This is a genomic window from Kitasatospora sp. NPDC051702 (assembly GCF_040681575.1).
In the GTDB taxonomy this organism is placed as follows: Bacteria; Actinomycetota; Actinomycetes; order Streptomycetales; family Streptomycetaceae; genus Kitasatospora.
In genome coordinates this window covers 187,608-208,482 of record NZ_JBFAZB010000009.1, presented here as the reverse complement: position 1 = coordinate 208,482, position 20,875 = coordinate 187,608, and the positions used below count along the sequence as shown (strand labels likewise).

Sequence of the window (20,875 nt, the reverse complement as noted above, 5' to 3'; positions counted from 1 at the left end):
TGAGTTGGTCTCGTGTGTCTGGAGTTCTGACGTGTTCTCGTCCGATCTGGGGGCGGAAGGCCCTAGGGGCCTTACCCCCGGCCTGGCGGCCGGGGCGCCGCTGACGCGGCGTCAGCCGGGGGGTGCCGCCTACGGCGTCACCGTGCGTGGTGTGGCCTCGGCTGCGCCTCGGCAGGTGGGTGGGTGGTTGGGGGAATTCGCCGGTGGCGAATTCGCGGGCATGTGCGGGTGATTGGGGGCGGGGCTCGGGCGTCGCTGCGCTCCGCCAATCCGGGGCATTATCCCGGGCCTACGGCCCGTCAACCGGTCGGCATTCCCGCCTTGTTCGGCTGGTGCTTTTCACGGCCCTACGGGCCGGTTTGCTGGCAGGGTTTCCCGGGCTGCGCCCGGGCGTGGGCGTTGACGATGTGACGCGGAATTCGGGTAGTGGCCCCTTCCCCCGATCGGGCGGGGGTGCCGGCCGGGGCCTGCGGCCCTCGGCGTTGACGATGTGTCGCGGACTTCGGGTATCAGCCACAACCCCACCCCCCGGAGCCTCCCCCGGTCCCGGCCGGTGGCCGGTCCCGCCTTGCGGTTGCTGGGCTGTCGGCCCATCCACCGCCCTCGGAGCGGGGCCTGCGGCCCTCGGGAGACGCCTCCGGGCCACCCGTCCGGGCCGGGCCTCCCCGGCCCCTATGGCAGCCCCTCACGAGCGGCCCGGACGGCGGCCCCTGACGGGCCCTCAACCGAAAATCCCGACCGGACATCCGAAGCATTTCCGGCGGTGCTTACCGGAGCGTCGTACAGCTCTATCCTACCGGTCCGCAAACGGGCTCGGGACGCGAACAGGCAACCTCGCGGCGACCGTCCATCCAGGCTCTATCAGGCCGCACTCCCGGCGGTAATCCGAATTCCCTCACGCTCCTTTTCATGCGGCAATCCGAAACCATTTCGAGGCGCAGCGGCGATGAATCGAATTCGGGCACGCTGGAAAGGGCCCTACGGCCCTCCAAGCCGACACGGCGACCGCCCTTCCAGAGCATCCAGGAAATCCCGCCCAGCATCAACCGAGCAATTCCCGGAGCAGTATCACCGAACCGAACACCGGACCAGGACGGCGGGCCTGGACGGCGGCCCTGGGCAGCCGCGCGGGCGGCGGGCAGGGCGCGCCCGGAGGCGACCAGGGCAGCCCAGGGCCGGGACGGCCAGGACGGCGGCCAGGACGGGCGCAGCGGGGGCGCGGCACCGGGTGGCCAGGGCGGGCACGGGCACAGCGGCCGGACGGCCGAGACGGGCGCAGCGGGACGGCCTGGCGGCCGACCAGGACGTCGACCAGGCGCAGCTGCGGGGCACGGCACCGGGCGGGACGGCGCGGGCGAGCAGCGGGAACCCGCCGAGGCCGGCGGACCGGGCAGCGGGTGCAACACGGCACTGCAACACGCCCGCGCGCCCCCGCTCCCGGCCACATAACGCCTGGTCAGACCCGCAACACGACCCCGTGTTGCACCCCAGCGCAACACCGCGTTGCACCCCGCACCCACCACCCGGCCACCCGCCACCGGCCACCGGCCACCGGCCACCGGCCGCCGAACACCACCACCACCACCACCAGGACCAGGCCGTCGAGAAGGCCGGCCTTCCCGACGGCTACCACCCAGCAGCAACCGCGGCCCCGCCCCCACACCCTGTCGCACCCACCTGTCGCACCCAGACCACACACAGGGGAACAGGGGTATCCGCCCACGTCACACCACACGACAGCACCCCACCGCGAAGGCAACGCGACAGCACACGCGACAGCCCACCGGGCACTCCTGGACGACCATCAGAACAGCCCCCGAGGCGGCCTGACGGCCACCCAGCCACCCAGCGAAGGGCGCCGCGGCGGGCACGGCCCGGACGGCGGCCCGACCTGGACGGCAGCGCAGAGGAGGCCCCAGACGGCCACCCCGGACGGGACGGGGCCCGGACGGCGGACCCGGGACGGCGGCGCAGCGAGGCGGGCACGGCCACCGGCCGAGACGGCGACGCAGAGGGGCCCCAGACGGCCACCCCGGACAGGGCGGGGCCTTGACGGCGGACCCGGGACGGCGGCCGCCGAGCAGGGGGGCGCAGCAGACCCGGACGACGGCGCAGCAAGGCAGACACGGCCACCGGACGGGACGGCGGCCCCGCCCGGACGAAACCGAACACCAACCCCCGCCACCACCCCCACCCCAAAAATCCAACCCGAATTCACACCACCACCCGACAACCAATCCACCAAACAACCGGACGGAATTACCGGCGGAATTCGCCCCCAAATACAGGCCCACAACACCCCACCGGCCCCCGAACAGCCCCACCCCACCCCCCGACCCCACTCAACCGCCACACACAGTCACCAAACCCCAGACCGCGCCAACCCCGACAGGTCCAACCAAAGGTCCAGACAACCCGGCCTCCAAGGCCAAAACACGCCCACCACAACCAACAGGTCACACCCGACGGCTCTTCGCCGGGCAGAGCTTGGCGTGCAGCACGCGGTCCTCCCACCACGGGTCATCCGGAGTGGAGACCAGCGCGGCCATCTGCTCGCGCTTGGTCGGGACCGGCAGCACCAGCGGCCCCAGCTCCTGATCCTCCCGGTCGCTTTCGCAGTGCGGGCACTCCAACCGGTCGGGGCCGGCCTTCTCCCGAAGCTCCAGAAACGAGCCCGGCTTCCCGCCGATCGAGCCCCGGCACGTCCAGCACGGGCGCAGCTTCGCGTTGGCCGCGCGGGCCGCCTCCAGCCGTGCCTGGGCCTTGGCCTCCCGCTTCTGCTCGCGCCGCTGTTGCTCCTTCTCGTGGCAGGACCAGCAGAGGCCGCCCGGGCGGCGGGTCCAGATCCGTCGTCCCTTGGAGCCGTACTCCTCGGAGCTCTGGCGCCATGGCACGTCCCCGCAGTCAGCACAGGCGAGGGTCTTCATCAGTTCCTGGTGCTCCTGGTCGGCCTTCTTCTCCCGGGCCTTCTGGCGCTCGTCGTACGCGGCGCGGGTGTCCGGGCTCTCCAGCGCCTCCAGCAGGGAGTAGCGGGCTTCGTCGCGGCCGTAGCGCCACCACACCGGGCCCATCGGGCCGTGCTCGGCCAGCAGCTCCAGGGTGGTGGCGATGACCGGCACCGCGTCGTCGTACTCGCGCCAGCCGTCCCCGCCCGCGTTGTCGGAGCGCATGGTCCACCAGGAACCGCCCCAGGCATCGCGCGCCAGATCCCTCACCTTCTGCTGGCGGTTGGCCAGGGCGACGGGTCCGGCACCGGTGACAACCAGGGCGACCGGCGGGTAGCCGGGCCGGGTGTGGCCGGGCCAGGCACGGCGCCACCAGTGGACCATCCGGTCGGCCGGATCCCCGTCGGCCAGCACGGGGTCGGTGCTCTTCACCTTCGTGCGGAACAGCTCGCGGTAGGCGGTGAACTTCGCGGCGACCCGCTCCGGCGCCATGGTGGAGCGGTCGACCTCGACCATCAGCACCGGCACGCCGATCTCCGGGGCCTGCCACACCGCGTCCGGGCGCACCTTGCGCCGGCCGCCCGGCAGCAGGAACTCCACCTCGGTCTCCCAGTCGGTCACGGTGCCGACCCCGCCCGCGGCCCCGGGCGCGCTGCCGCCGAGAACGAAGGCGGTGATCGTCTCGTTGACCGCCATCGCATGCCGGGCACCAGTACGGCCGGCGCCCCGGGCCGTGGAGCCCATGTCGGAGCGGGGCAGGCCGAGCACCTGCCCGGCCGCCTCCAGTCCGGCCGTTCCCTCCAGCCGCCAGGTCTTGTGCCGGTCCCGGGTGTTGCCGTCGGAGGCGACCAGGCCGTGCAGTGCGAGGTCGCGCAGCGCCTGCCGGATCACGGTGTTCGACGCCGCCCCGGGGCGCAGCAGTCGCTGGAGCTGGTCGGCGGTGGCGACCTTCAGGACGCCGAGCGCGCCGAGGACGTCGGAGCGCAGGGCGTTGGTCGAGCCGTTGGGGTTGGCGGCGCCACGCCGGTACGCGGTCCGGCCCAGCCGGGTCGGCTCGGCGGGATCGGCGGCGTCGGCCTGGTGGTCGTGTTCGGGGCGCTGACGGGTGCTCACAGGCGTCTCCCGGTAGTCGTGGTCGGCTGCTGCTGCCTCTGAGGGATATCCGGCGCTCCTGACAGCCGCCAAGCCCGTTTCCGCCCGGCGCGCCGCGCGCTCTCCAACCACCCCTGATCCGGCCCCGCCGCCACCCCCCAACCAAGGCGCGGCCGGCACCAGCCGGACGCGAGAAAAGGAAAAGCCCACCGCAGGTGCAACAACCCGAACCGACCAACCGACAACGCCAAAACCAAAGACCAAAACCAAAAGCAGAAAGACGGGAGAAGAGGGTTGTCAGAACGGGCGCGCGGCTCGGATTCGGGCCCTGAGCTGCGCGGTTTTCCTCTCCGGGCGTGAGGTGGCCGGTAGGGGCAGCGGAGGGGGAAACGGCAGGGGGAACGGAAGCGGTCCGGCAAACTCACCAGGGTCACCAAGGTATTGGTGAGTTTCCTTGATGGGCCATCAAGGAAACTCACCAGGGCACCTCGATAGCCATCCCAGCAGGTCAGAGCCGTGCTGACTGGACCGAAGAGGGCCGCGAGGTTGGGACTGGTTGGCGGACGGGATTACGGACCGCATTTCGGACCGGTAAGAACGCGGGATACCTTGATGGCGGGAGTTATCAAAACGTTATGACAGACCAACGTTGGTGGACAGAAGTCCGGTGAGTTTCATGGGGTTCCATTCTCCGAGCGCGGGAGAAGCCCGCGTCTCGGAATGAGGGAGCACTTTCGTGCACGGGGATCTGGAGACCGACCACGACGTCCTGGTGACGCTCCACCGCTTCACCCTGGCGACCGCCGAGCAGCTCCACCAGCTGCACGGCGGCGCCGCCGGAATCAAGCAGACCCAGAGGCGGCTGACCCGGCTCCAGGTCGAAGGCCTGGCGGAGTTCGTGATCCTGCCGCAGGCCGGACGGGCGAAGGCCTGGCACCTCACCGCGGCCGGCTCCGCCGTCACCGCCACCTTCCCCGAGGCCCTGCGCCCGGGCGTCCCGGTGCCGGGCTCGGAGAAGCCGGCGGTGCGGCACGGACGCGAGCACCTGCTCGACGTCGGCCGGATCCACGCCGCCTTCGTCACCGACGCCCGCACCCGCGGCGAGTCCTGCGGCCCGCTCGACCTCCTGCCCGCCCCCGAGCTGCCCGCCGGCGGCGCCGAGGTGTACCGGCCCGCCGCCCACCTCGCCTACACCGCCGGCACCGGCGAGGAGCGGCACCGCCTGCGGGCGTTCGTCGAACGCCACCGCCCCGGTGCCGGCGCCGAGGAGACCGCGGCGCAGCTGGCGGCCTGCGCCCGGCTGTGGGAGCAGACCGGCGAGGACGGATCGGGCCGGGCGTGGGAGCGGCGTTGGCGGGCGTTCCCGCGGCTGCTGATGGTCCTAGTCGGCACGACGGCCGCCGGGGTGCGCTCGGCGGTGGCGGACCTGCGACTGGCCGCCGAGGAGAACCCAGCCGTCACCGAGCTGCTGGCCGCCGTCCCGGCAGGCGCCGCCCGCATCGAGGACCTCGTGCAGCGCGGCCCGGCCGCACCCATCTGGCACCCGCTCAGCAGCCAGGGCGGGAGGCCGTGCGGGTGGACGGAGCTGCGGTAACCGGTCATGCGGTCGACCTCTTCCATGATCGCGTAGCGCTGAGACGAGGTGGCGGATCGTCTCAACGCGTTGCGGGCAACGAAATTGCGGCCGGTCGAACTGGCGGCGGGTTACACTGGCAGGTGCCGGCGCAGTGAGAGTGTGCCGGACGCGTACCGCTCCGGTTATACGGAACTGCACCTCACAGGGTTGGACCTGTGGAGTGAAGAGCGGCTGGCGCCTTCGGGACCGACCAGTGGCTCGCCTAGCTCCGTGGAACGCCGGTCGGCATGGTGACGCACCGGGCCCTGAACCGGTGGGGAGCTGTGACGACGCCCGCCGCCCTCGTGACGGCGCGCAGTGGAGTCCCTGGCCCGATGCCCGGGATGGCAGGCCCGACCTGCGGCGCGCTAGTCCCCGAAGGGCGATTTTTTATGAGCCTCGACGCGTTCGAGAACGACAGTCTTCCCCCGCTGCTGCGCCGCCCCGACGAGGTGCCGGACCCGGCACCAGTCACGCAGCTGCGCGGTTTCCGCAAGACCCTGCTCGACAACCCGGTCAACTCGCTGGACGAGGACGCGGCCAACATCGTCACCGGCGGCGCCGTGGACCCCGTGCTGCTGCGCAAGCTCGTCGAAGCTGCCGGGGAGACGGCCGACGCTGGCCTTCTGATGGCCAAGCCCGTCGTCGGCGGCACCCTGTACGCCATCCCGCCGCACCGGCGCTTCACCGACCTGGACGTGCTGCCCGACTTCCTCAACCAGCGGTGGGTGCACAAGCTGCACACCGCAATGGACGACAAGCACGAGAAGAACGCCCCGGTCGTCTACAAGACCTTCATCGATGAAGCCGGGCAGCCGAGGGCGCTGTTCGTGGTGCGGGTCGCGGACCGCATGGCCCTGGCCGACGCGGTGACCGAGAGCATGCGCCAGACGTACGGGGCCCAGGGCCAGCGGAACGTCTACACCGACAGCGTGCTGCAGCACGGCATCAAGGAGCCCCTGACGCTGTTCCTGGTCCGGGTGGTCTACGACGACGGCGTCGAGGAGACGTATACCGTCGCCGGCGATGGGAACAGCCGGCTGGTGAGCATGTGGCTGGCCCGCACCGGCGGCAACATCGACGAGGCGGCGGCAGCGTGCGTCGCCGCGGTGATCGGCCCGGTGGACCGCTCCGGCCCGCGTCGGCCGGCCGACCAGCGCTCGGCCCGGTCGAAGGTGGCAGAGATGGCCGCCCGCGTGCGCCGCGGTCTGGCCGAGAGGGTCCTCACCGAGGCGACCCGCCGCGAGGGCCACACCCTTACCTTCCCGGCCATCGTGGTGGTCGGCGCCGTCGCGGAGGACGGCTCCCCGCTGCCCGACCTGGTCGCCGCCCGCGACGACCTGGTGGCCAACCTGCACGTCCACGTCACCCCGTGGGATGAGGGCGCGCAGAACACCCAGGGCATGCAGCGCGTCTACCGGCACGCCCTGCGCGACCACCTCGTCGCTGCCGACACGTACAAGGTGCTGCTCGGCGAGGTCGGCCCGGCCACGATGCACAAGCTCCTCGGCCTGCCGCCGCACCGCCTGTGGTCCGCGGCCCTCCACCAGCAGTGCACGCTCGCCGGGCACGCGGAGAGGATGAACCGGCTCATCAAGCAGGAGTTCGGCATCGGCCGGGCCGACCGCCAGAAGGTGAGCGAGCGGATCGCGCCGATGGCGCTGTCGGCCTACCGCAGCTCCCCGGCCATCGACCAGTTCGTCCGCGCCCTCGGCAACGGCGGCACCATCACCGACACGGTGTGGAAGCGGGACTGGAAGCTGACCCGCGGCACCGATCCCCTGAAGGTGCTCAACGACGTCCTCGAGCGGGCGCTGCGGGGCGAGGGCAACGCCGTGGCCGAGCTGACCGTGCTGGGCGGCACCGCCGCGATCCTGTCCGGCTTCATCACCCGCGACCGCGGTTCCAAGCTCGCGGCCGCCCGCGAGTTGCGGACCGCGCCGCTGCGGCACACCCCCAACGCCTTGCTGGCGGTGCTGGCGGGCACGGAAGGCGGGAAGCGGATGCTGCACTCCATCGCCTACGCACACGTCGCAGCCGACCCCAGCATCGTGCCCAAGCAGTTCCACACCATCGAGCGGGAGATCGACGGCGTGGTGGTGCGGGACGGCGACCCGGTCGTCGACAAGGCCGGCGCGATGGTCTCCATCGACTACGAGTGGGACCTGGTCTACGCGGCCAGCCCGGTGGAGGCCGACGCGTCGATCGCCGAGCTCAAGAAGAAGCTCGACAGCAAGGGCGGGGGCGGCGGCACCACGGAGACGGAGGACGCTCGGCAGCGCAAGATCCTGGAGAACTCGATCAAGGCCGCCAGCAAGGCCGCGTTCACGCTCGCCAAGATGACCCAGACCAACCCCCGCGGCCGCGAGGTGTTCGGCCTCGTCACCAGCGTGGACGCCCTGCGGCAGCAGTTGAACAACATCACCGAGACCCTCATCAAGTTCGGCCCCGTGGCTGACGTGATGCCGGACCCGGAGGACGAGGACGATGAGTACGAGTTCGAGGACGGTGACGACGCGTGAGCTCAGTACCGATCCCCCGTCAGGTCCGTCGGCAGCTCGCCCCCACCGTCCGCATCCTGGCGCCGCTCCTGGATGCCGACGCCCTCGCCGGCGTCAGCAACCCGAACGTGGGCCTGGTCTGCCGGGCGACTGTCGAGGCTGCCCGACGCGAGATCACCGTGCCGAGCGCGGTGTACGCGGCCTGGGACGCCCAGGGTTGGTGCCGGTACGTCGGAAGCGTTCACCGCCAGCACGCAAGCGCCGTCGCTGACCGTCTCGCCGAACACCACCAGCACCACCGCCACGGGTGGGCCCGCCGCAAGGACTGGGTCCTGCTGACCGTCCTGCCGGTCCGCACGGACGCGCCGGTTGGGGCCGTCCGCGCCGCCGAAGGATGGGCAGCACGGCTACTCGTCCCGCTCGACGGCGGTGCCCATCCGGTGATCGACCTGATGCTCCCGCCCGACGCAATAGCTGCGGCAATCGCCACCACACACGGCACCTGACGGCAGGTAGCAGGGCCGGGTTGAAGACGGCCGTCTGCAGCACCCGTGGGCCCGTCGTCCAGTAGGGCGACGGGCCCTCAGACATACCCGCTGCCCCTGACCTGCTGTGGGGAGTTTCCACGCGGGGCGGGCGGGCCCCGGCGCGGGCAAACTCACCAGCGAGCCCGGGGCGAAACTCCCCACCGCAGGTCAGCGGCTTGCCGGTGGGTGAGGGCGGTTCAGGACCGGCGCCACCAGGAGCTGGTGCGCTTCGCCTCGGCGGCCGCGGCTTCGGCGGCGGCCCGCTCCCGCTCGGCGGCCTCCCGCTCCGCCAGGTCGGCGTCGGTCTGGCGGCAGCCGGCGCACAGCCCGTCATCGTTCCAGCCCCGTTCCTTCTCCTCCCACCGCTCGTCCGAGAACGGCTCCGAGCAGCGGCAGCAGGCCGGACGGCGACGCTCCCGCTCCGCCGCCTCCCGCACCCGGCGGGCCCGATCCGCCTCCGCCCGCTCGACGGCCAGCAGCTCGTCGCCGTCCGGGTTGTCGAGCGCGTCGGTGAGGGTGTGCCAGCCGTCCCGGCCGAACCGCCACCAGACCGGACCGCCGGCTCCGTGGCGGCGCAGCAGCGGCAGGGTGGTGGCCACGACGGGCAGGGCGCGGTGATGGTCGCGGGCGTGGACGGCGTCGCCGCCGTACGCGGGGGCGTGCCAGATGTCCTCGGAGGCGTTCTCGACCTCGGTCATGCGGTTGAGCAGCCGCTCGTGGTCCCGCTGGGCCTTCTCCTTCTTCTGCTGCGGGGTGAGCCGCTTGGCGCCGGGGCGGTCGCGCTTGCGGCCGGCCTCCAGGACCAGGGCGACCGGCGGCAGCCCCTCGTGGCCGATCGGCGGGTAGACGGTGGGCCACAGCCGCAGGCGGTGCGTACGGGCGCCCCGGCGGCGCAGCGAGGCCTCGAAGGCGGCCTTCGTCGTGCCCTTCGCCGGGAGTTCGCACCAGGTGCGGTAGGAGGTGAGATTCTCCACGAGCGTGCCGACGCCCTCGTTCTCGCGGTCGACTTCGGCCTTCACCACCTCGCCGGCGTCGTGCACCCCGGCCGGTCGCGGCCCCTGTTCCTCCGGGACCCCGGCTGGGGCCACCGGGGCAGTACCGGACTCGGGGACGGCCGTCTGCTGCGCAGCCCGTCGAGGAACTTCTCGACGGGCGCTGGTCGAGCTGTCCTGTACCGAAACGGCGTGAGGGTGTCCGCTTAGCGGACACCCTCACGCGGAATCAGGATACTGTTTGCTGCTTAGCCAGACCGCGAATCGCCTTGGGAAGGCCGACGGCGCGCATCGCATCCCGGACGTCCCGCTAGAGCCGCAGTAATCACCCACTTCAGCAATCACTTGCAGTGGGATCTATGGGACCGATTTCGCACAGCGAAGGAGCGACCCGTACGCTCGCAGCCTCAACTCGACCCATCCAGCACTGATTTATGTTCGGCCCATAGTTGCCACGATAGCCACCAATTCCCCCTCGCTCGAAATTGCAACTGCAGCATCCCTGCAGCACACATATCGGACGGGGTCACGATCGGAAAATGTTAGCGCAACCCAGCCTTCCGAACGGGCGAATCCCAAATCCTCTACCGAGGACGCAATGGGGCTATCCACTGATGCCCCGTCTGAATTATCACTCCAACCCCAGAGGGATCGGTCGATTACCGGCGAGTACGCCTTCATTTGCGCATTAATGGGAATCTGGAACTCTCTCTCGACCCAAGGAGGCGCGTCGACGACGACCACCTGAGTGAGCATCCCCGTGAGCGGGTCAACCTTCATCTCGACCTCGCCACCGGCCACCCCTGAGATTCTGAGGTACAGCGGCCTAGCTGCGGGTCGAGGCTCCCAGGTGACCTTCATCGGGATCCATGAGTCACTCTCCGCGAACGCATCTTCGCAGCCCATCGAATCGATTATCGAAATCACAAGCTACCCCAAATCATCCCACATAGAGGGCATGAAAAAGAACGGGAAGTTGCCCCGGGCTTCGCGGTGCACCGATCTTCAACTCCCAACCTCCGACATTCACCATCTTATCAAATGGGATCCCACCCTTTGCCGCCTCTCCGATAGCAGCCTGTAGGCTCTTGAGCTGAGCTTGGGTTGCCACATCTACCTGCACCTTCGTTGCCCCACGCTGAGCCATTCCGGAAAGGTATTCCGCTATATGTTCTGTCGCGTTTCCGTGGACCCATATTCGGGTGCCACCTGCGGTGAGCTCGAACGATCGCGGAAGCTCGCTTCCGACATAATTGGGCTGGGTAGCCTTAATTCCATCCCAGGCTGTCCCCGTCGCACACCCGGCGAGATTTCCGTGGCAAGCCCTGTTCAGGTCGGCCACGGTAGCTTCGGCCGCGAGCTGCTCGACCAGGGCACGATCCACGGCCCCGTTGGCCTTTAGGGCCTCGAGTGCGGCCTCGGTTCCGGAACCGTCCTTGAGGGTGAGGCGAAACTTGGCGATGGCGTCGGCGGTGTCGGTCAGCTTGCTGATGGCTGCCTTGCTGTAGCCGTCGAGTGTGGCCTGGACTGCGAGTTTGGCCTCGTCGATGCCGATGCCGGAGGCGAGGGCGAAGCGGAAGGCGACGACGGACTTGGCAGCCTCGGCAAGCTTGCCGTAGGGGATGAAGGCGGCTGCGGCCCAGGCGCAGGACTTGTTGAAGCCGAAGTCGTGGTAGCAGCGGACGATGTCGTCGGTCAGCAGGTGCCAGAGGAACTGGCCGCGTTGTGCGTCCGGCGCGTAGTGCGCCTTGTAGTCGAAGTAGGTCAGCTGGCGGGTCTCGTCGTGCTGGTCGTTCACGGGGGTGCTGCCGATGACGACGGTGTCCCAGACGGTGTACTTGCCCCGGCAGGCGTCGATCGACAGGCCCGGTTCCGGGCAGGTCCTGAGGACGTAGTTGACCGTACCGGTGATCTTGACGGTGACCGTGAGGTCGCAGACCGTCTGTCCTGACCCGTTGTCGTGCCAGACCTTGGGGTCGGCGGCCTTCAGGAGGATGTCGCTGCGTCCCTGGACGAAGTCTCCGGCGGTACAGCGGGCCAGGTTGTCCTTGACCGGCTCCGGCTTCAGGTCGTCCTGGGGGACGGCCTCGATGTAGGAGACCCGGCCGTTCTCGTCGACGTTGGAGGTCTGGTCCTGCAGCTTCCCATGGACGCTTTCGGCCTGCTGCTTCTTCCAGACGGCGTCCTGTGCTTCGGCCGCCGATTTGGCGGCTTCCTCGGCGCTCTTCTTGGCGGCGGCGGCGGAGACCTGGGCCTGATCGGCCGCGGTCTTGGCGGAGGCCGCGTACTGGCGGGCCTGGGCTGCGAAGCCGGTGGCCATGGCCGCGGAGAGGCTCGCGCTGCGGGTGGCGGCGTTGGCGGAAGCCGCGGAGGTCTGGGCCTGCTTGGCGTAGCCGGCGGCCTGGGTGGCGGAGGTCTGGGCCTGCTGGGCGGAGGCGGCGGCCTTGCCGGACCAGTCCGTGGCCTGGGTGGCGGATGCGCGGGCCTGGTTGGCGTAGCCGGCGGCCTCGTCGGCGGCGCCGCGGGCGGTGGCGTAGGACTGGGAGGCCTCGGCCGCGTACTGGCGGGCGAGGGCGACCGAGCCGTCGATGGTGGCGAGGTAGGACTGGACGGTGGCCACGTGGGCGGCGGTGACGGCGTCGCGCTGCTGGGCCTTGAGCAGGCCGGTCTGCAGGAACGGCTCCAGGCGGTCGGCCGGGCCGGACAGGACGGCTTGGACGGCGGCCTTGACCTCGAGTCCGCCGCTGATCATGGCCTTGGTCACCAGGACGCGGTTGTCGTCCTCGCGTGCCTTGTACTGGCCGGTTGCCAGGAACGCGTGGACGTCGTCGATGGTTCCGTCGAGGGCCTTGCCGGCGGCCTCCTTCACTCCTGGCCCGCCGGCGATCATGATCTTCGTGAGCAGGATCCGGTCGTCGTCGTCCTTGCCGTCGTACTGGCCGGTGGCCAGGAAGGCGCGCACCTGCTCGGGAGTGCCGACGGAGGCCGTCTCCGCCGCGAGACGCTTTTCCATCTTGCCGGGGCCCTGGGCGATGGCCATGACGCTGGTGCGGTCGTCGCGGTCCCGGGCGACCGTCAGGCCGGTGTTCAGGAAGGTCTGGACGGCGCTGTCGTCGCCTTCGAGGGCGCTCTGGGCGGCGGCCTTGGTCCACGGTCCGGCGGTGTCCAGCAGGCATAGTGCGGCCTGGCGGCCCTTGAGGAGCGCCGTCTTGGGGTCGGTCCCGGTGGCGGTGGCGTCCTTGATCAGCTGTTCCGTGTCGGCCGCGAGCTGGGTGGCCTTGCCGCTCTCCCAGGCGGCGGTCTTGGCCTTCTGGTCCGCTGCGCGGGAGGCCTCGTCGGCGGCGGCCATCTCGGTGGCCTGCTGGGCGTCGAGGCGTTCCTGGTCGGAGGCGCGGGCGATGTCGGCGACCTTGTGGGCCTGGGTGGCGGAGGCTGCGGCCGAGTCGGCGCTGGCGCCGGCCGCGGTGGCCGCGGTCTGCGCGGTGTTGGCCCAGCTCGAGGCGTCGCCGGCGTGTTTGGCGGCCTCGTCGGCCGCTGCCGCGGCCGCGTCTGCGTGTGCGGCGGCGGCGTTGGCGGCTCGTTGGGCGTCGCCGGCCGCGGCTGCGGCGTCGTTTGCGATCTTGATGGTGGCGTTGGCCGCCCGGGTGGCCTCGGTCGCGGCGCTCTTGGCCTTCGCCGCGGCCTGGCGGGCCCGGTTCGCGGCCGCGGCCGCGACCCCCTGGTAGGTGGCGGAGTCCGCGGCTGCCTGGGCCGCGGCTGCGGCGTTGGCCCCTGCGGAGGCGGCGGCCTGTGCGGACATGATGGACTGGGCTGCCGCGGCTGCGGCCCACAAGCTGGCCTCACCGGCTGTGCGGGCATCGACAGCGGCCTGGCGGGCGGTCGCCGCGGCGGCGCGGGCCTCGTCCGCCTTGCCCGCGTCACCGGCGGCCGCGGCGGCGGCGCCGAGGGCGCGCGCGGCGGCGTTGCCGGCCTTGGTGGCGGCCGCTGCCGCGTTGGCCGCGGCGTTGGCGGCCTGGCGGGAGGCCTCGTTGGCGGCCTTCGCGGCCGTGGAGGCGGTCTGGGCGGCGCCAGCGGCCCGGTCGGCGGCGTCAGCCGCGCGTCCGGCGGCGTTGGACGCCTGGCCTGCGGAGCCCTGTGCGGCCTTGGTCTCGGCCGCGGCACGCTCGGCCGCGTCCTTGGCCAGCTTGGTGGCGTCCAGCGCCTTGCCCGCCGCGTCGCGTGCGACCTGTGTCTGCTGCCCGGCCTGGGTGGAGGCGTTCTTCGTCAGGTCGGCCAGCTGCGAGACCGTCAGGGTCTCCTGGTCGTGGGCGGCCGCGGTCTGGTAGCCGTACTGCAGGAACTGGTGGACGTCCTCGATCGTGCCGTCCAGCGCAGCGCCGGCGGCCTTCTTCACCTCCGGTCCACCGGCGACCATCAGCTGGGACAGCCGGACTCGGTCGTCGTCGTCCCTCGCCTTGAACTGGTCCTCGTTCAGGAAGCGGTTCACATCGTCGATGGTCCCGTCCAGCGCCTTGCCCGCGAGGTCCTTCACCCCGGGACCGCCGAGAACCATGATCTGCGACATCCGCACACGCTGGTCATCCTCGAAGGGCTTGATGTAGCCCTTGGTGAGGAAGTTCTGCAGGTCGGCAGGGGATCCCGCCAGAGCCTCGGTGCCCGCCTCACGCACCCCGGGCCCGGAGGAGGCGATCAGCTCCTCGACCCGGGCTCGCAGGTCCTGGTCTGCGGCTGCGGCCTGACCGCTCGCCAGGAACTTCTTCAGGTCGTCGGCCGAGCCGGTCAGCGCCGTCTCGGCGGCGCGGCGCACGGCAGGCCCGCCGGCCTGCCAGGCCGCGACCGTCTTCACCCGGTCCGGGTCGGGCCCGCTTGCCGACGGCGCGTCCGCCGCTGTGGCCGGGTTCGTGAGCAACCCGGTCACCAGGCCGGCGATCACGAGCCCGGCCGCGAGTCGCGGCCGTTTGGCTCGTGATGTCAGAAACACTCTCATAGGTATACGAATCCGCTCTTTATGGGCATGCCGAAGTGCCGCGCAACCGGCGGCACGGACGGCGATGGCCCTGGAGATCGATCAGAAGCGTGTGGGGCGCGATGAAGCGCCCGCACCACGGCCTGCCGCACCATCAGGAAGCGGTGCGGCAGGCCAGCGGTGAGTCATGTGCTGCATCCGGCTCCGGGCCTGTTCGACCCGGAAGCCGGCAACGGGTGCGGGTCAGCCGGTGACGGCGAACGTCCAGCCGGCCATGGTCTCCCAGACCAGCCACTGGCTGTCCTTGTAGGTGGCGCGGGACATGGTGCCGTTGGTGCCGGTGGCGAAGAGTTCGAGGGTGTTGCTGTAGGCGTTGTAGGTGGCGGAGGGGGTGCCGGCGAACTTCCAGTCGCTGATGGTGCTCCAGTTGCCCCAGGTGCGGGTCTTGTTGTCCCAGTAGTTGTGGCCGAGTTCGCCGGTGGTGCGGACGGCGAAGAGCTCGACGGCGTTGGCGGCGGGGTTGTAGACGGCGGTGGGGGTGCCGTTGAACTGCCAGTCGCTCATGACGCTGAGGGCTTCCCAGCGGGCGCCGTTGATGCTGTAGGTGTGGGCCATCGTGCCGCCCGTGGTGGTGACGAAGACCTCGGCGCTGTTGTTGGCGGGGTTCACCACGGCGGTGGGGCTTCCGGCCACGGCCGGGCCGCCGACGGTGGTCCAGTCGCCCCAGGTCCTGGCCTTGTTGTCCCAGTAGATGTGGCCGAGCTCGTTCGTGCTGCTGGTGGCGAAGAGCTCGACGGCGTCGGTGGCGGCGTTGTACAGGCTGGTGGGCGTGCCGGTGAACTGCCAGTTGCCGAGGCGGTGGACGTCGTCCCAGCGGGCGCCGGCGGTGCTGTATGAGTGGGTCATGTAGCCGTCGGTGTCCAGGGCGAACACCTCGGCGGTGCGGCTGGAGGGGTTGAACACGGCGACGGGGTTGGCCTTGAGCTTGCCGCTGCTGGGGATGGTGCTCCAGCCGGCCCATGTCTTGGTGGACGGGTCCCAGTAGTTGTGGCAGAGCTCGCCGGTGCGGCCGATGGCGAACAGCTCGAGCGCCTTGGTGGCGGGGTTGTAGATGGTCGCCGGGATGCCGTTGAACTTCCAGTCGCCCAGCGTCGACCAGCCGCTCCAGTCCTGGTTCCCGGTCTTGGAGTTGTGGGCGAGGACGCCGTCGGTGCCCAGCGCGAAGATCTCGGCCGTCCTGGTGTCCGGGTTGTACACCGAGTTCACGACCGCGGAGGAGTAGTCGACCTTGGTGCCCCACGCGGAGACGGTCTGCTGGATCCAGCCGGCCACGTCGTCGACGCGGGTGCTCGTGGCACCGGTCCGGGTCTCCGTGGCGGGAGCGCCGAGGCAGCCGCCCTGCCAGGACCTCGACGCGACCCCGGCAATCTCGGTAACGCCGTTCCTGTCGCGAAGCAGGGGCGCACCCGCGTCGCCCGAACAGATCGCGGCGGCGCCGGCCACAGGTGCGGAGTCGACGCTGGTGGCAGCCACGGCGCCGATGGTGTGGGTGGTGGTGTGGACCGTGGTGGGGAGCCAGTCGGTTGCGGTACGGCCGTAGCCGGGCACGCGCAGGCTTTCCCCGGCCACCGGCGCGGAGGTGGCGATGACCGTGGGCGCGATGCCGGTCACGGGCGTGGCGAGGCGGGCCATGACGAGGTCGCGGTCCGTCCGGGGGACGAGTTGGGAGATGGCGACCGACTTGCCGCCGATGGTGACGCTGCTGGAGACAGCAGGAGCACCGGACGTGAGTACTCCCGGGTCGCCGGCGAAGCAGCCCGCTGCGGTGAGGGCCCAGTAGCGGTCGACGAGGGTGGCCGTGCAGGACCGGGCGTCCGCGCTGTGGCCGGGCTGTCCGACCGTGACGGTTCCCACAGTCGGGAAGTCGCTGGAGGGAGCCGCCGCGGCCGGTCCGTTGGTGGCGTTGAGTTCCAGCAGCGTGGTGGCGTCACCCAGGCTCTCGCCGACCCCTGCCCAGGCGTTCTTGGGGACATCGAGCGTGGTGGCCTGGCCCGCCGTGTTCAGCGTGGCCTTGATGGTGTGGTCGTCGCCCTTGATGTCGTAGATACCCGGAATCTGCAGTGCAAGGTAGCCGGCCTGCCCGGTGACCTTGAAGCAGACGCGGCTCGGCGTCGCCGCCCGCGCATACAGCTCCACCAGACTCGGCGCCGAACCGCAGTCGGCGAGCACGATGTGCCCGTCCCCGGCCTTGAGAGTGATCTTCCGCTCGGCGAGGATCTTCGCGGCGTCCGGGTAGGAGAAATCCTCCACAGCCACCGGGGCCGCGGCCTCAGCCGCTGCCGCCGCCACCGGTATCGAACCGGCCACCAACGGTGCCGCCAGGGCTGCACCAAGCGGCCAGGCCAATCTACGGACCATACGCACAGAAACTCCCAACAGAAAAAGGGCATGCCGGGAGAGGCCAACGCCCCCCGGGCTGGCAATGAACAGACAAGCGGACGCTATCTACCGCCATCCGTGCACGTCAAAGCATGCACCACACCACTGACACCCACGTGACCTGCAGTCAAAACCCCTAGCCCTGAGGGCCGCAAGAGAAGCTGGAGGGGTCGCCAATCCGGACATATATAGCAATAGTCACTGCCCGAACGCGGCTATTGCAGTTCGGTCACGTTTCACTCACCGCAGCCCCTTTGACAGATACTCGCTCAGTCGCTGCTTGCCCGGATTCCGCTTGGTGCACGAATCCCCGTTCTCGGGAGTCCTCCGCCCCGAACCGGGATGGCGGGTGCTGGCGGCGGGACGCGGCCATGTCGGCAGCCCGCGCCGCCGCGTGGATGCCGCCCACCCCCACCACCATCCGGCTGCCGGCTGCCCACACCGGTGACCGGCACGTCGGTGAAATCACCCTCACCGAGGCAGCCTCGACGATGCTGAGCCACTCGCCGCCCGGGACTCGCGCGGACCTTCTGGCATCCGCACCCAGCGGAGGAAACCCGCAGAACTCAGACCATGCGTGTGCGACCGCTACGATCATGGTCGAGTTTCGTGTGGAGAGGGTTCAGGGGTGGAGACCGAGGTCGTCGTCGAGCAGGACGGTGAGAAGAGCGCCGAACAGGTCAAGGACCGGACGGGCGTCAAGGTGGCGGCTGTGGCGGTGCTGGTCGCCGTGGTCATGGCCGGGCTGTGGGGAACGGGCGCGTTCGAGCAGGAGCGGGGACCGAAGGTCTGCGGCCAGCCCGGGCCCGCGGACCCGCCGAAGTACTTGGATCTGTGCACCGCGCTCAACCGCCCGGACCTGCCGTCCCTGCTCGGAACACCGGGTGACCACGTATCGAGCGCAGGACCCGGCATGTTCTCGGACGGGGTCGCGGTGGCGGAGATACGCCTGGAGCGCAGCGTCGTCGCTGTCACGGACAGCCAGTCGTCGGTCTGGACGATGGCCGGCAGCGAGCAGTTCCACACCGAACGGGCCACCGTTCTCGGCCACCCCGCGGTCACCTACTCGAGCAACGCACTGGTGATCATCGGAAAGCACGACCAGCCGGGCCCTGTCACGCGGAACCTGATCGTCGCCACCGACCCCAAGGACCCCGGCAGCCCGGCCTACCAGTTCGCCGTCTTCCGACAGGACAACCACACCCCCGAGGACGCCGACCTGCGCCGCGTCGCCGAAGCGGTGCTGCCGACCCTCCCCGGCTGGAATCCCACCCAGTAAGGCCGCCCCAGGACGGGAGTCGGTTCGCGCCCGGACTCATCACACCACAACCTGGACTTCGAGCACGTCCACCGCCGGCCCAGCACACCCCGGACTTCCTGACGGTGCTGCCCAACGGTGATCAGCGGCTATTCGACGTCCGCCCGCAGGTCCTCATCAAGGACGCGGGCGCCGGCGCGTTCGCGGCGTACGGCAGGTCATGGACGTCATCGATTGGTCGCAGGGTTCGCGAAGCCTCCATGAGGAGCGCGGAGCCCAGGTGACTCCGGCGCAGCGCGAGAAGGGGGTCTGTCCATTGAACACGGTGTAACTCGGGTGGGTTGAGTTAGCGGCGGCCGATGGACAGACCCTCTGCTCGCGACGGCGGCTCGGGGGCGGGTCAGCCGGTGACGGTCTCGGCGTGCCGGGTGAGCGCGTCCAGGAGCGCGGTCTGCTGCTGGGTCAGCTTGCCCTCGGCGCCACCCACACCGGCGCCCTGCCGCGCTTCGGTGCCGGCCCGGCCCATGTCCGGCGGGCCGGCTGCTCGTTGGCGCGGTGTGGGGAAGGTGAGCGGTCAGCAGCGCAGGGCACTGGGCCCCGGTGGCGCGCTGGCGGGGCGCCTGCCCGTGCCGACTCCCCGCCCAGACCAGTCCACGCCCGTGCCGAGCACCTCGACCAACCAGCTCGTCCAGCAGGCCGTCCTGTTGGCCACCCACGCGGTGCGCACCGAGCAGTGGCGGGCCGGGCTGGAGAACCTGACGGTCGCTGAGCTGCGCGGCGCGGCCGCCGAGGCCGTGGCGGCCGGCACCGACCCGGCCCACGCGGTCACCTCCCGGGTGCGGGCCGCGCTGCGGGCCCTGGCCCGCTGGGACGAGATGGTCGGCGATCTGCACACCGAGCTGGCCGCGGTGGTCGGCGAGGCGGGGCTGAGCGAGAGGACCCGCGAGGCCGCCCTGAGGGAGGAGGACCGGATCGAGCGGGCCTGGGTCCACGTGGCCGAGGTGGTGCTGCGCCACCACCACGGCGGCGGCCAGCGCCCGAAGCCCAGCCGCCGGTGGTGACCTCCCCGGCCGTCCCTGGCGGGTGAGGGTGGGTCAGGCGCGGCGCCACCAGGTACCGGTGCGCTTCGCCTCGGCGGCCGCGGCTTCGGCGGCGGCCCGGTCACGCTCGGCGGCCTCCCGCTCCGCCTGGTCGGCGTCGGCTTGGCGGCAGCCGGCGCACAGCCCGTCGTCGCCCCAGCCCCGCTCCTTCTCGGCCCACCGCTCGTCCGAGAACGGAGCCGAGCAGCGGCGGCAGGCCGGACGGCGCCGTTCCCGCTCCGCTGCCTCCCGCACCCGGCGGGCCCGATCCGCCTCCGCCCGCTCGACGGCCAGCAGCTCGTCGCCGTCCGGGTTCGCCAGCGCCTCGGTCAGGGTGTGCCAGCCGTCCCGGCCGAACCGCCACCAGACCGGACCGCCGGCCCCGTGGCGGCGCAGCAGCGCCAAGGTGGTGGCCACGACGGGCAGGGCGCGGTGATGGTTGCGGGCGTGGACGGCGTCGCCGCCGTACGCGGGGGCGTGCCAGGTGGCCTTGGAGGCGGCCTCGACCGCGGTCATGCGGTTGATCAGCCGCTCGTGGTCCCGCTCGGCCTTCTCCGCCTTCTGCTGCGGGGTGAGCCGCTTGCCGGGCTGGTCGCGCTTGCGGCCGGCCTCCAGGACCAGGGCGACCGGCGGCAGCCCCTCGTGGCCGGTCGGCGGGTAGCGGGTCGGCCACAGCCGCAGGGTGTGCGTCCGGTGCCCGGGGCGGCGCAGCGAGGCCTCGAAGGCCGCCTTCGCCGTGCCCTTCGCCGGAAGCTCGCACCAGGCCCGGTAGGAGACGAGCTTCTCCACGAGCGTGCCGACGCCCTCGTTCTCGCGGTCGACCTCGACCAGGAGCACCGGCACCTTCGCGCCCGGGTCGCGCAGCACCAGGTCGGTGAACAGGGAGCGGCGGTGCGGGACCGGGTGCTCGACCTCCGTCGTGAACGCGGCCAGGTGGCCGAAGCCGGCGCGGGCGAGGAGGCCGGCGGTGGCGGCGACGTCCAGGGCGTGCTCGGCGCACGCCTACCTGCTCGGTGACTTCAACGAGTTCCCCCGACTCGGCAGCTTCCAGCGGCTCACCCCGTCCTGGCGGATCTTCGGCTGCCGGCCCTTCTCCCTGCTGGTGGTGTTGGTGGGCCCACCGCTGTCACCCCACGACGAAGGGGCCGAGATCCGCCGTGGATCCGGGCCCCTTCCCCGTTCGCGGGTCGATCCACGTCGCGTGCACCGGCTCCAGCAGTTCCACCCGGTCCCCCTCCTCCAGGCGCACGTGGCTGGTGCGGACCTGGGCCTGGTAGCGGAGCAGCTGCACGAACGCCTGCTCGCGCTCCACCGGGTCGGCGATGGCACTGGGGTCCAGGACCAGCACCCGCGGGGAGCCGGTCGGCCCCGGGTTGGCCGTGGGGTGCTGTGCGGGTGCCTGGCTGGCCAGGATGGTCACTCGTCTCCTCCGGGAGGTGGCCGTCCCGGCCTGGCTGGGCC

Annotated in this window: 13 protein-coding genes; 6 read left to right on the top strand and 7 right to left on the bottom strand. The window is 71.2% G+C overall.

Translation table 11 applies throughout. The features are described 5' to 3' along the window. Positions 1-2,456: 2,456 nt before the first annotated feature. Entirely contained in the window at positions 2,457-4,058 is a 1,602-nt protein-coding gene (locus tag AB0N04_RS11320; protein WP_360213381.1) for a replication-relaxation family protein, read from the bottom strand. 715 nt (positions 4,059-4,773) lie between these two features. Here AB0N04_RS11320 and AB0N04_RS11315 point away from each other — a divergent pair. From AB0N04_RS11315 to AB0N04_RS11305, 3 genes are all read left to right on the top strand, one after another. Then, a complete protein-coding gene (locus AB0N04_RS11315) occupies positions 4,774-5,631 on the top strand; it encodes a replication-relaxation family protein (RefSeq protein WP_360213383.1) in 858 nt (285 codons plus the stop codon). Between the two features lie 413 nt (positions 5,632-6,044). Next, positions 6,045-8,174 (top strand): hypothetical protein, encoded by a 2,130-nt coding sequence (locus tag AB0N04_RS11310; RefSeq protein ID WP_360213385.1) that lies wholly within the window; start codon positions 6,045-6,047, stop codon positions 8,172-8,174. Beyond that, entirely contained in the window at positions 8,171-8,659 is a 489-nt protein-coding gene (locus AB0N04_RS11305) for a hypothetical protein (RefSeq protein WP_360213387.1), read from the top strand. Before AB0N04_RS11310 ends, AB0N04_RS11305 begins: the two co-directional genes overlap by 4 nt. A gap of 218 nt (positions 8,660-8,877) precedes the next feature. Here AB0N04_RS11305 and AB0N04_RS11300 read toward each other — a convergent pair whose 3' ends face one another. The 3 genes from AB0N04_RS11300 to AB0N04_RS11290 form a co-directional block, all read right to left on the bottom strand. After that, complete coding sequence (locus AB0N04_RS11300; RefSeq protein WP_360213389.1) at positions 8,878-9,768, bottom strand: hypothetical protein; 891 nt, start codon at positions 9,766-9,768, stop codon at positions 8,878-8,880. An 844-nt stretch (positions 9,769-10,612) separates the two neighbouring features. After that, a complete protein-coding gene (locus AB0N04_RS11295; RefSeq protein WP_360213391.1) occupies positions 10,613-14,518 on the bottom strand; it encodes an ALF repeat-containing protein in 3,906 nt (1,301 codons plus the stop codon). A gap of 363 nt (positions 14,519-14,881) precedes the next feature. Then, positions 14,882-16,954 (bottom strand): trypsin-like serine protease, encoded by a 2,073-nt coding sequence (locus AB0N04_RS11290; RefSeq protein ID WP_360213393.1) that lies wholly within the window; start codon positions 16,952-16,954, stop codon positions 14,882-14,884. 751 nt (positions 16,955-17,705) lie between these two features. Between AB0N04_RS11290 and AB0N04_RS11285 the strand changes: the two genes are divergently transcribed. Then, on the top strand, positions 17,706-18,356 hold the full coding sequence (locus AB0N04_RS11285; RefSeq protein ID WP_360213395.1) for a DUF6215 domain-containing protein: 651 nt from the start codon (positions 17,706-17,708) through the stop codon (positions 18,354-18,356). A gap of 379 nt (positions 18,357-18,735) precedes the next feature. Here AB0N04_RS11285 and AB0N04_RS11280 read toward each other — a convergent pair whose 3' ends face one another. Next, entirely contained in the window at positions 18,736-18,861 is a 126-nt protein-coding gene (locus tag AB0N04_RS11280) for a hypothetical protein (RefSeq protein WP_360213397.1), read from the bottom strand. A gap of 133 nt (positions 18,862-18,994) precedes the next feature. Between AB0N04_RS11280 and AB0N04_RS11275 the strand changes: the two genes are divergently transcribed. Then, on the top strand, positions 18,995-19,396 hold the full coding sequence (locus tag AB0N04_RS11275) for a hypothetical protein (RefSeq protein ID WP_360213399.1): 402 nt from the start codon (positions 18,995-18,997) through the stop codon (positions 19,394-19,396). Between the two features lie 33 nt (positions 19,397-19,429). Here AB0N04_RS11275 and AB0N04_RS11270 read toward each other — a convergent pair whose 3' ends face one another. Beyond that, complete coding sequence (locus AB0N04_RS11270) at positions 19,430-20,281, bottom strand: hypothetical protein (protein ID WP_360213401.1); 852 nt, start codon at positions 20,279-20,281, stop codon at positions 19,430-19,432. Between the two features lie 24 nt (positions 20,282-20,305). Here AB0N04_RS11270 and AB0N04_RS11265 point away from each other — a divergent pair, with 24 nt between their 5' ends. After that, positions 20,306-20,431 carry a hypothetical protein gene (locus tag AB0N04_RS11265; protein WP_360213403.1) on the top strand — a complete coding sequence of 42 codons (126 nt, stop codon included), beginning with the start codon at positions 20,306-20,308 and terminating at the stop codon, positions 20,429-20,431. A gap of 109 nt (positions 20,432-20,540) precedes the next feature. Here the strand turns inward: AB0N04_RS11265 and AB0N04_RS11260 are convergent, their stop codons facing one another. Beyond that, complete coding sequence (locus AB0N04_RS11260; RefSeq protein ID WP_360213405.1) at positions 20,541-20,834, bottom strand: hypothetical protein; 294 nt, start codon at positions 20,832-20,834, stop codon at positions 20,541-20,543. Between the last annotated feature and the right edge of the window lie 41 nt (positions 20,835-20,875).

Coding starts and splice junctions, on each gene's coding strand:
- AB0N04_RS11310 (WP_360213385.1), top strand. CDS start 6,045: ATGAGCCTCGACGCGTTCGAGAACGACAGTCTTCCCCCGCTGCTGCGC.
- AB0N04_RS11280 (WP_360213397.1), bottom strand. CDS start 18,861: ATGGGCCGGGCCGGCACCGAAGCGCGGCAGGGCGCCGGTGTGGGTGGC.